The following is an 8,742-nucleotide window of genomic DNA, read 5'->3' on the forward strand; positions in this document are numbered from 1 at the left end:
GCCCCGGACCGACGCCCTGGTCGAAACCCTCTACGCCGCGCTGGCCGACGTCTGCGAGGAGTACGCCGACCGGATGCGCGAGATCGGCACCGCGCTGCCGGGCGCACGCGAGGCCCTCGCCGCTCTGGCCGCACACGGCACCGTCCAGACGCTGGTCACCGGCAACCTGCGCCCGATCGCCCGCACCAAGCTCGCCGTCTTCGATCTCACCGCCCACCTCGACCTGACCGTCGGCGGGTACGGCGACGACAGCACCGACCGCGCCGACCTGGTCCGCCTCGCCCGCAGTCGCGCCGCCGCGGCCTACGGTTTCCCGTTCACCGGCCACCGCACCGTCGTCATCGGCGACACCCCCCACGACATCCGCGGCGCCCACGACGCGGACGCCGCCGCCATCGCCGTCGCCACCGGCCGCTTCCCGGCCCCCGAACTCGCCACCGCGGGCGCCGACCTCGTCCTCCCCGACCTCACCCACCACGCATCGACCTGGCCCGGCTTCCTCACCTCCCAGGGCTTCCCGCCACCCGCGTGACCCGCACCGGCCGGCCGGCGAACGACGGTCCCGACGGCTCCCGCCAGCTGATCGCGCCGACTTCGATTGGGCACGAAGGGGCGCGGCCGCACGGTGCCGCGGTGAACAGGGCGCCTTACACCTGCCGCCGGTCCGGCCCGAACGCGAACCTCACGTAACCGACGAACACCACCGGCCCGTCCGCCTGTTGACCGCTCCCCTCCGCCAGCTCGCGCACCGCCGCCTGCCGCGGGGTCTCCCCCGGGTCGATCGTGCCGCCCGGCGAAGCGAGCGGGTTCGCCGAATTCTGGTCGGGGGGTTGCAGAAACTCACGCGTCAGTGGTCCTTCGACGGCTTTGAGCACGGCGGGTTCGTGGCCGAACGAGCTCGGGGCGAGCGGCCCGTCATCGCTGCGGTGTGTCTGGCCGGTCGGCGATCTGAGTGCCGTGGTCGGAACGGGCTTGACCTTGACGCCGGGTCAATCCTCCATCCTTCCGAGAGGAGCTTCCGCGCAGTTGCCTGGAACAGCTCCGTGAAGGAGGCAGATGACCATGACAGCCCAATCGATCTCCGCTCCGGCAATTCGCGTGCAAGGTCTCAAAAAGTCGTACGGGCAGCTTGAAGTGCTGCGCGGTGTGGACTTCGACGTGGCGCCGGGCAGCATCTTCGCCCTGCTCGGTTCCAACGGAGCGGGCACGACCACGACCGTGAGGATCCTCGCCACGCTCCTGAAAGCCGACGCGGGGGCGGCGAACGTCAATGGCTTCGACGTCGCCACGCAAGCGGCGAACGTGCGGGAGTCCATCAGTCTCACCGGGCAGTTCGCGGCTGTCGACGAGATCCTCAGCGGTCGGGAGAACCTCGCCTTGGTCGCCAGGCTGCGCCACATCAAGGACCCTGGCGCGACTGCGGATGACCTGCTGAGGCGTTTCTCGCTGCGCGAGGCGGGCGCGCGGAGAGTGTCCACGTATTCGGGTGGGATGCGCCGCCGGCTGGACATCGCGATGAGCCTCATCGGGAATTCGCCGGTGATTTTCCTGGACGAGCCGACGGCCGGTCTTGATCCCGAGGCGCGCATCGAGGTGTGGAAGGCGGTCAAGGAACTCGCCGGCCACGGAACGACGGTGCTGCTCACCACGCAGTACCTCGACGAGGCCGAGCAGCTGGCCGACCGGATCGCGATCCTCCACCAGGGTCGGATCATCGTGAACGGCACTCTTGCCGAGCTCAAGCAGCTCTTCCCGCCCGCCAAGGTCGAGTACGTCGAGAAGCAGCCGACTCTGGAGGAGATCTTCCTCGCGGTCATCGGCGGCGGCGACAAGAGCGACGTCACTGGCACGACAACTGGGGGACAAGGATGACCGCGTACTTCTTCAGCGACACTGTCGCGCTCACCGGGCGGACCCTGCGCCACGTCACACGCAGCATGGACACCATCATCACGACCGCCATCACGCCGGTCGCCATGATGCTGATGTTCGTCTACGTGTTCGGCGGCGCCATCGACACCGGGTCGGTTCCGTACGTGAACTACATGCTGCCCGGCATCCTGCTCATGACCATCGCCTCAGGCATCTCCTACACCGCGTACCGGCTGTTCACCGATGTGAAGAGCGGGATCTTCGAACGATTCCAGTCCATGCCGATCGCGCGGTCGGGTGTGCTGTGGGCCCACGTCGTCACCTCTTTGGTCGCCAACCTGATCGCGCTCGTGCTCGTCGTGGGCGTCGCTGTGCTCATGGGCTTCCGCTCAGGGGCAGGAGTGTCAGCATGGCTCGCGATCACCGGCATCCTGCTCCTGTTCACCCTGGCGCTGACCTGGCTCGCCGTGATCCCTGGGCTTTCTGCGTCGTCGGTCGAGGGCGCCGGCGCCTTCGCCTACCCCCTCATCTTCCTGCCGTTCGTCAGTTCGGCGTTCGTGCCCACCAAGACGATGCCCGGCCCGGTGCGCTGGTTCGCCGAACATCAGCCGGTGACATCGATCGTCAACACGATCCGCAACCTGTTCGCCCAGCAGCCGGTCGGTGACGACATCTGGACCGCCCTCGCCTGGTGCCTCGGCATCCTCGTCGCGGCCTACATCTTCGCGATGGCCGCCTATCGCCGGAAGATCGCCTGAGGCAGGCTGATACCCATGCTCACCATCAGCCAGCTTGCGGCGTACGCCGGGGTGACGGTGCGGGCGGTACGTCACTACCACCGGATCGGGTTGCTGCCGGAGCCCGAGCGCGACCGATCCGGATACCGGACCTACGACGCTGCCGCGGTCGTGCGACTGATCCGGATCCGCACCCTCGCAGACGCCGGTGTACCGCTGGCCCGGGTACAGGAACTCCTCGCCGCCGGCCCGGAGGAGTTCGCCGACGGCGTCCAGGAGATCGACAAGGCCCTGCGTGCCGAGATCCGACGGCTGCAGGACACCCGCAGCCGACTCGCCCGGCTCGCCGCCGGAGAGCATCTGGCGCTCCCGCAGAGCGTTGTGGACTACCTCGACCGGCTGCGCGGTCTCGGCGTTGAGGAGCGGTACATCGAGATGGAGCGGGACGCCTGGATCATGATCGCCGCCCAGGTGCCGCATTCGATCGACTCCGTGATCGCCAAGAAGCACGAGGAACTGGACGACCCCGACATGGTGAAGCTCTACAGCCTTCTCAGCGGGGCCCTCGACTGGCCGGCCGACGACCCGCGGGTCGTCGAGGTCGCCGACATCATGGAGCGCTTGATGGTCCGCGCTGTGGAGGCCGGCGAGGTGGGTGCCGATGACGGCATCGACGATCAGTTTGTCGACCTGCTGGACTCAACCATGGCTGAGTCCTCACCGCACGCCGCACGGCTGTTGGAGATCCTGGAGGAGCGGGGCTGGAGGGGATGGACCCGCATCGAGCGAGTGCCTGCCGAGAGACTCAACACTGAGCTGCCGCCATCGTGAAGGCAGGTCAGGGTCCTGGAGTAACGCTATTTGGGGGTGCAGGTGCTTCCCGGGGGCGGCCGTCTGCCTCAGTGAGGAACAGGGCCGGCGCGGTGGGGGTGGGCAGCGTGGCTGTACTTCATGGCAGTGGTGATGGAGATTCGAGGTGGACGACGTGTCGGCCGTGGGGGCGGCGGATCAGGAGTTGCCGTCGGGTGAGCAGCGCGTCGGAGAGGACGAGGCCGCGCAGGTCGGTGCCGCTTGTTGCGTGGAGGGCGACCAAGGCGAGAACCAGACGGGTAGCCGGGTTGGAGCTGGTCTCCAAGAGCCCGGCCAGCCGGTCGGGAGCCAGAGTTGTGGGCAGCAGTTCCTGACGGGCTATGCGAAGGCCGCGGGTGGGGTCGGCGAAGACGAACTTGGTGTGTTTCAGGGCTCGAAAGAGTGACCGGACGACCCTCGCGACTTCGAGGACGAACACCGGCGGGTGCTGCGCGTACTCGCCGACAGCGGCAAGGCACTGGAGATCAACACCAAGGTCCCCTGCATCCGCAGGTGTTGGCCTGGTGGCACGAGGAGGGCGGCCGCGCCATCAGCTTCACCGGCGACGCGCACGAGCCCGGCGCCCTGGGTCAGGGCTTCCCGGCGGCCGCTCGGCTGGCCGGGTCGATCCTTCCGGCCGCCCCCGGACCCGTCAGGCTTCTGGCGCCGCGCCTGAGCGGCTGTGGCTACGGGCGCGGGCGGTGGCGAGGCGGCGTTCGAGGTGGGCGCGGCGCTCGGGCCACTCGTCGGCGGTGATGGAGAAGATCGCGGAGTCGCGCAGCCGGCCGTCCTCGCCGGGGGCCCAGGAGCGGGACCAGTTGCGCAGGACACCCTCGAAGGTGGCGCCGACGGCCTCGATGGCGGCGCGCGAACGGAGGTTGCGGGCATCGGTCTTGAGGTCGACCCGGCGCACCTGCCAGGTCTCGAAGGCGTGCCGGAAGAGCAGGTACTTCGCCTCGGTGTTGACGCCGGTGCCCTGCGCGGAGCTCGCCAGCCAGGTGAAGCCGACCTCGATCGCGGAGAGCCGGTCGGGGGTGAGCGCGCAGCGCGGGTCCCAGAAGGAGGTGGCGCCGACCGCCTGCCCGGAGGACCTGAGCACCTGGGCATACGGCGCGAGTCGGCCGGCCGCGGCGCGCCCGAGCTGCTCGTCGACATAAGTCCCGACCTCCTCGGCCCTGGGCACCCACGTGAAGCCGTACGACCCGCGCTCCTCCTCGACGGCCGCGGCGAGTTGCGGCACATGCCGGTGCCCCAACGGCTCCAGCCGCACCAACTCGCCCTCCAGTACCGGCCCGTCCAACGTGAAGCCCATACCCACCCGCCTGCTCCCACACCGCTCCCGCGATGCCAACTCCCGCGCCGCTGCGGCGCACACCGCGCATCGTGCCAGGCCCGCGGCGTGCTGTCGTACGAATAACGGCGCGGCTCAGCGCCGGGGGGTGCCGTCGCCACCGAGGTCGGGGAGTTCGGTGGACAGGAAGTGCTCGGCACCGCCTTCGAGGAGATCGGCCGTATCGGCGGAGCCGGGGAGCACGGTCGTCTCGTCGGCGCGGACGGCGTCGGCGACGGTGGCCTCGTTCGCGAGGGCCAGGGCGAGTTCGGCTGCTGCTTCTGAAGCGAAGAACGCACCACCGGGTCTGGTTGTCAGCATTGCATCACCGTCCAGACGCGATCGAACCGTGCTGCCGCCAGGTCTTCGGCGCGAATCCAGAAGTAGAGTCCGCCGCCTTCGCAGCTCCAGCCATCTTCGGCGTCCGGGTCCAGCCGCAGCAGCAGGCGCCAGTCGGCGGCCCGGGTGGCGTCGTCGAGTTCATCCCAGTCCTGTCGGGACAAACCTCGTCCCGGGGAAAACCGATCCAGGCCCTCCCGGACGAAAGCACTCTCCCGCTGGCAAGTCGTGGTCATCCCGCCCTGGAGCAGATGCGGCCAGCCCATCAACTGGTGAAAGGCCGGCCCGCCGCCCCCCATCGCGTCATCCACAGCGCCCAGTTCCGCAGTCAGACCGAGGTCCTGGAAGACGCAGTCATCCTCGGTGGCACAGGGCAAGGTCATCGCCGGCTCGAACCGGATGCGGCGGCCTGGGAACGTGTCCCATCCTTCCGGTATCGGCAGCGGCTGCACCTCGCCGTGCTCCCAACGCACCCGCCATTTGTCGGGGTTGGGGGACACATAGGTCTACGGCTGGTACTTGGTGTCATAGAAAAACGTGAGCAACCCATGGTCCGGCAAGGGACCGTCCGGCCACACTCGGGCGACCTCGGACAGGTCGAACTGAGCGAGCAAGGCCAACAGACCGTCTTCCGACGCCGGCCAGAGTGCTCCTCCGGTCGCCAGGGGTACGCCGCCCAGCCGCGAGCCCGGTGCACAGGAATCGGCAGGATCCCTCGGCACTATTCGCAAGGCCGGTCGAAGCAGGCCAAATAGTTCGCCCTGCTTCCTCGTTGGAACAACCCTGGTGACAGCTTCACGCAACTGCGCGTCCGTACCGATCGCCATCCAGCGACCCTAACAACCTGGGGAGTAGGCGCCGTCCCGCAAACTGCCCGCTCGGGGGCCTGATGGCATGATCGAGGTGTGATCGGTGAACCCGCTCAGCCCGCAGCTGGGAAGTACGTCCTGTTCGATGTCGATGGCACGTTGATCGATGCCGTGGACAACCAGCGCCGGGTTTGGCGCGCGTGGGCCGAGCGATACGGGCTGGATCCCGTCGAGGTCCACCAAGTGGCGTTGCGGACAAGGCCGATGGAGACCTTCGCACAGGTCATTCCGGACCGTGAACCGCGTGAGTGCCTGGCTGCGCTGCACGACCTGGAGGACGAGGATGTGCGGTCCGGCGGGTATACGGCCTTCGACGGTGCCTCTGAGCTGCTGGCCGCTCTGCCCTCCGGGTCGTGGGCGTTGGTGACGTCGAACTACGAGCACCGTGTGCGCGGACGCTTCGCCCGGACGGGCTTGCCGGTGCCGGATGTCATCGTGGATGCCGCCTCCGTCGAGGACGGCAAGCCCTCACCTGTCCCGTATCTGCTGGCTGCCAGGCGGCTCGGTGCCGAGCCGGAGGACCGTCTGGTGATCGAGGACGCCCCCTCCGGGGTGCAGTCCGGGCTGCGGGCCGGCATGACGGTGTGGGGGGTCAACGCTCCCGTTGCCGTCGACAGCGTGCACCGTCACTACGGGAGCCTGCGCTCAGCGGTCCTCGACGTTCTCGCCTTCGCGTCCGGAACCCACCCGCACCAGCCGGAGGGCTCGACACCGGTGAAATGATCTTGCTACGACTGGTGCGATCGCGTCGTCGAAGTCGTCTTGGCCAACCCCGTTCACCAGGCTGAGCCCGCACCAGTTCGCAAAGCCGATGCCGGTGTTGTGCCGCGCAGGTGTCGTAAGTGCCGTGGCTGGTGCGTGGCTCGTCGGGGCGGAGGGTGGCCCCAGCAGTCCGACGACCGCGCGGAGCTCGGGCGGGTCCACATCGAACTTCGCCCCCCTCGCCTCGACGGCCTCGAAGCCGAGGACGATCCATTCACCGTTCTCCGCTTGCCACTTCAGAGCCGGCGAGAGCGGGACAACCCGCGAAGTCGCCTGCCGAACGCCGACACGCCCTGCACCCACATCACGACCTCCTGAGCTAGTTCGACGTAATCTATTTCGGTAACAAACCGCGTCAGCGTGCTGGCGAGCGCAGGCGTCATCAACCGCGCTGCCGAACCGGGGCTGGCGCCCGGTAAGCCGGTACTGCTCTTCGCGAGCTGGGGCGTCGCGCCGTAATTCGGCATGTCCGTCAGCAGATCGCCGGCCGTGCACTCGTAGAGCCGCGCCAGGCGATCAAGCGTGGCAAGCGTGGAAAGCGATGGCGCGTGCCCAGTCGGGCCGGGCCACAACTCCCACGTGGAGAAGTTCTTGAAGGTCTTCGGGTCGTCCGGCCACCTTGCGTTCCAAGCGTCAGCGGCTTCGCGCTGACTCCAACCACGCGCAAGGCATTGCGCCACGCGGGCGTTGATGCGGTACCGGCCGCAGAACTCCGCCTCGACCTCTGCCCAACTCCGGCCCTGGGCGCGTAGTTCTTGGGCGGCCTGGGTCTGCTCCTGCCGACGACTACGAGGCTTGACAGCCAACCATCCTCCCAAGTCCGCTACGCGCTCACAGCTCTTGTTGGAACGATAACGCGGAACCACGAAACGGCAACACAACGGCGAAAGTTGGCGGTTGAACCGGGAATTTCTGCACCTAACCTGCCGCAGTTACGTGGTGTGTCGGCGATCACCAGTAACTGACATTGGGTAGCCCAGACCCCGTTCTCAGGGAAGCGCCCATGCAGCAATCAGCAGGCCGTCATGTAGCCGCGCCTCGCAACCCCGACCGTCGCCCAATTGGCACCCTTCGTCTGACGGATCGCGTGCCGTTCATCGCTTCTTGGTCGGCGGAGACGACCACGCAGCCCGAAGTCACCATGCGTCGGGGCGGGCTGGCCTACCTCAACGAGCGACCGTGGGACCGCGACAGCAACGGCATCCTCTGGCGCCGGGTCCCGAGCATGCCGGCAAGGGCCAGCCGCAGTACGGCAAGGTGCACTTCCTCCGTCAACGGCAGGCCATGGACGCGCTGCTGTGTCAGGTCTGCGGTCAGCCCGCCAAGAAGGACGCCACCCCTGACGGCCTGCGGTGGTTGCTGGGCGAAGACCCCGACGACTTGGGCACCTGGCCGGCCGAAATGGTGACCGGCCACCCGCCGGTGTGCCTGTCGTGCGCGAGCAGTACACCGCAGTACGGGTACGACGCTTCTCCCTGAGTGGGGTGCACGGCGTGCTGTATCGGCCGAGCCACCCGGTCCCCGTTGCTGATGACATGGGCGGCCTGGACTTCGGCGACGACCGCATGCCGTGGGTGCAAGCCGCCCAGCTCATGATGCGCCTGGACGAGTACCGGCTTGTGGACCTGGAGGCCGAGTATCACGCCGGTGCCGAAGGACGCTGACCGTGGAGCCCAACAACTACTTGGAGCGGAGGCGCCGGTAGGCAGCCTCACCTCGCTCGGGTCGAAACGGGCAGGGTGAAGTTGCGACCGCAGCGCGCTCGAAGACCCCGAGCGACCTACAAGCGTGCTACCCGCCCCAGCCGGGGCGTGGTGCCGCCAGAAACCAGAAGGGCCGCCCTGACGGACGGCCCTGGAAGGTGCGTTGCTCTGGTCGTACGTGTCTGGTGGGCGATACTGGGATCGAACCAGTGACCCCTTCGGTGTGAACGAAGTGCTCTCCCGCTGAGCTAATCGCCCGGACGACGTGAACAATACAGGGC

The 8,742-nt window shown here is 68.1% G+C and carries 12 protein-coding genes, 1 tRNA gene and 1 pseudogene; 7 read left to right on the forward strand and 7 right to left on the reverse strand.

What is annotated here, in order from left to right; genetic code table 11:
- The coding region (locus AC13HU_RS24545) for a haloacid dehalogenase-like hydrolase (protein ID WP_483044108.1) at nt 1–532 on the forward strand (532 nt) is incomplete at its 5' end.
- Between the two features lie 115 nt (nt 533–647).
- Here the strand turns inward: AC13HU_RS24545 and AC13HU_RS24550 are convergent.
- Complete coding sequence (locus tag AC13HU_RS24550; RefSeq protein ID WP_483044109.1) at nt 648–875, reverse strand: NUDIX domain-containing protein; 228 nt, start codon at nt 873–875, stop codon at nt 648–650.
- A gap of 187 nt (nt 876–1,062) precedes the next feature.
- Here AC13HU_RS24550 and AC13HU_RS24555 point away from each other — a divergent pair, with 187 nt between their 5' ends.
- The 3 genes from AC13HU_RS24555 to AC13HU_RS24565 are packed head-to-tail and all read left to right on the forward strand — an operon-like array spanning nt 1,063 to nt 3,440.
- Nucleotides 1,063–1,872: an ABC transporter ATP-binding protein gene (locus tag AC13HU_RS24555; protein WP_483044119.1), complete on the forward strand. Its 810-nt coding sequence runs from the start codon at nt 1,063–1,065 to the stop codon at nt 1,870–1,872.
- Nucleotides 1,869–2,630, forward strand: a complete 762-nt coding sequence (locus AC13HU_RS24560) for an ABC transporter permease (RefSeq protein WP_483044110.1) — start codon at nt 1,869–1,871, stop codon at nt 2,628–2,630. Before AC13HU_RS24555 ends, AC13HU_RS24560 begins: the two co-directional genes overlap by 4 nt.
- Before the next feature lie 15 nt (nt 2,631–2,645).
- Nucleotides 2,646–3,440 carry a helix-turn-helix domain-containing protein gene (locus AC13HU_RS24565; RefSeq protein WP_483044111.1) on the forward strand — a complete coding sequence of 265 codons (795 nt, stop codon included), beginning with the start codon at nt 2,646–2,648 and terminating at the stop codon, nt 3,438–3,440.
- Between the two features lie 118 nt (nt 3,441–3,558).
- Here AC13HU_RS24565 and AC13HU_RS24570 read toward each other — a convergent pair whose 3' ends face one another.
- The 4 genes and pseudogenes from AC13HU_RS24570 to AC13HU_RS24585 all read right to left on the reverse strand — a co-directional run bounded on the left by AC13HU_RS24570 (nt 3,559) and on the right by AC13HU_RS24585 (nt 5,954).
- Nucleotides 3,559–3,897 carry a hypothetical protein gene (locus AC13HU_RS24570; protein ID WP_483044112.1) on the reverse strand — a complete coding sequence of 113 codons (339 nt, stop codon included), beginning with the start codon at nt 3,895–3,897 and terminating at the stop codon, nt 3,559–3,561.
- A gap of 213 nt (nt 3,898–4,110) precedes the next feature.
- Nucleotides 4,111–4,770, reverse strand: coding sequence for a GNAT family N-acetyltransferase (locus tag AC13HU_RS24575; RefSeq protein ID WP_483044113.1), 660 nt, complete (start codon nt 4,768–4,770; stop codon nt 4,111–4,113).
- 114 nt (nt 4,771–4,884) lie between these two features.
- Nucleotides 4,885–5,109: a hypothetical protein gene (locus AC13HU_RS24580; RefSeq protein ID WP_483044114.1), complete on the reverse strand. Its 225-nt coding sequence runs from the start codon at nt 5,107–5,109 to the stop codon at nt 4,885–4,887.
- Nucleotides 5,103–5,954: pseudogene (locus AC13HU_RS24585) on the reverse strand (DUF1963 domain-containing protein). The gene AC13HU_RS24580 and the pseudogene AC13HU_RS24585 overlap by 7 nt, the downstream one beginning before the upstream one ends.
- A gap of 78 nt (nt 5,955–6,032) precedes the next feature.
- Here AC13HU_RS24585 and AC13HU_RS24590 point away from each other — a divergent pair.
- Complete coding sequence (locus AC13HU_RS24590) at nt 6,033–6,719, forward strand: HAD family hydrolase (RefSeq protein WP_483044115.1); 687 nt, start codon at nt 6,033–6,035, stop codon at nt 6,717–6,719.
- 275 nt (nt 6,720–6,994) lie between these two features.
- Here the strand turns inward: AC13HU_RS24590 and AC13HU_RS24595 are convergent, their stop codons facing one another.
- A complete protein-coding gene (locus tag AC13HU_RS24595; RefSeq protein WP_483044116.1) occupies nt 6,995–7,564 on the reverse strand; it encodes a hypothetical protein in 570 nt (189 codons plus the stop codon).
- Between the two features lie 373 nt (nt 7,565–7,937).
- Here AC13HU_RS24595 and AC13HU_RS24600 point away from each other — a divergent pair, with 373 nt between their 5' ends.
- Together AC13HU_RS24600 and AC13HU_RS24605 are read left to right on the forward strand one after the other, a co-directional pair.
- Nucleotides 7,938–8,237 (forward strand): hypothetical protein, encoded by a 300-nt coding sequence (locus AC13HU_RS24600; RefSeq protein WP_483044117.1) that lies wholly within the window; start codon nt 7,938–7,940, stop codon nt 8,235–8,237.
- 14 nt (nt 8,238–8,251) lie between these two features.
- On the forward strand, nt 8,252–8,422 hold the full coding sequence (locus AC13HU_RS24605) for a hypothetical protein (protein WP_483044118.1): 171 nt from the start codon (nt 8,252–8,254) through the stop codon (nt 8,420–8,422).
- 222 nt (nt 8,423–8,644) lie between these two features.
- Here the strand turns inward: AC13HU_RS24605 and AC13HU_RS24610 are convergent.
- Nucleotides 8,645–8,719: transfer RNA gene (locus AC13HU_RS24610), tRNA-Val, on the reverse strand.
- Nucleotides 8,720–8,742: the final 23 nt, after the last annotated feature.

This window comes from Streptomyces sp. NH27 (assembly GCF_056859195.1).

Bases quoted from the DNA above. Each gene is read 5' to 3' on its own strand.
- AC13HU_RS24555 (WP_483044119.1), top strand. From the start codon at position 1,063: ATGACAGCCCAATCGATCTCCGCTCCGGCAATTCGCGTGCAAGGTCTC.
- AC13HU_RS24560 (WP_483044110.1), top strand. From the start codon at position 1,869: ATGACCGCGTACTTCTTCAGCGACACTGTCGCGCTCACCGGGCGGACC.
- AC13HU_RS24565 (WP_483044111.1), top strand. From the start codon at position 2,646: ATGCTCACCATCAGCCAGCTTGCGGCGTACGCCGGGGTGACGGTGCGG.
- AC13HU_RS24575 (WP_483044113.1), bottom strand. From the start codon at position 4,770: ATGGGCTTCACGTTGGACGGGCCGGTACTGGAGGGCGAGTTGGTGCGG.
- AC13HU_RS24580 (WP_483044114.1), bottom strand. From the start codon at position 5,109: ATGCTGACAACCAGACCCGGTGGTGCGTTCTTCGCTTCAGAAGCAGCA.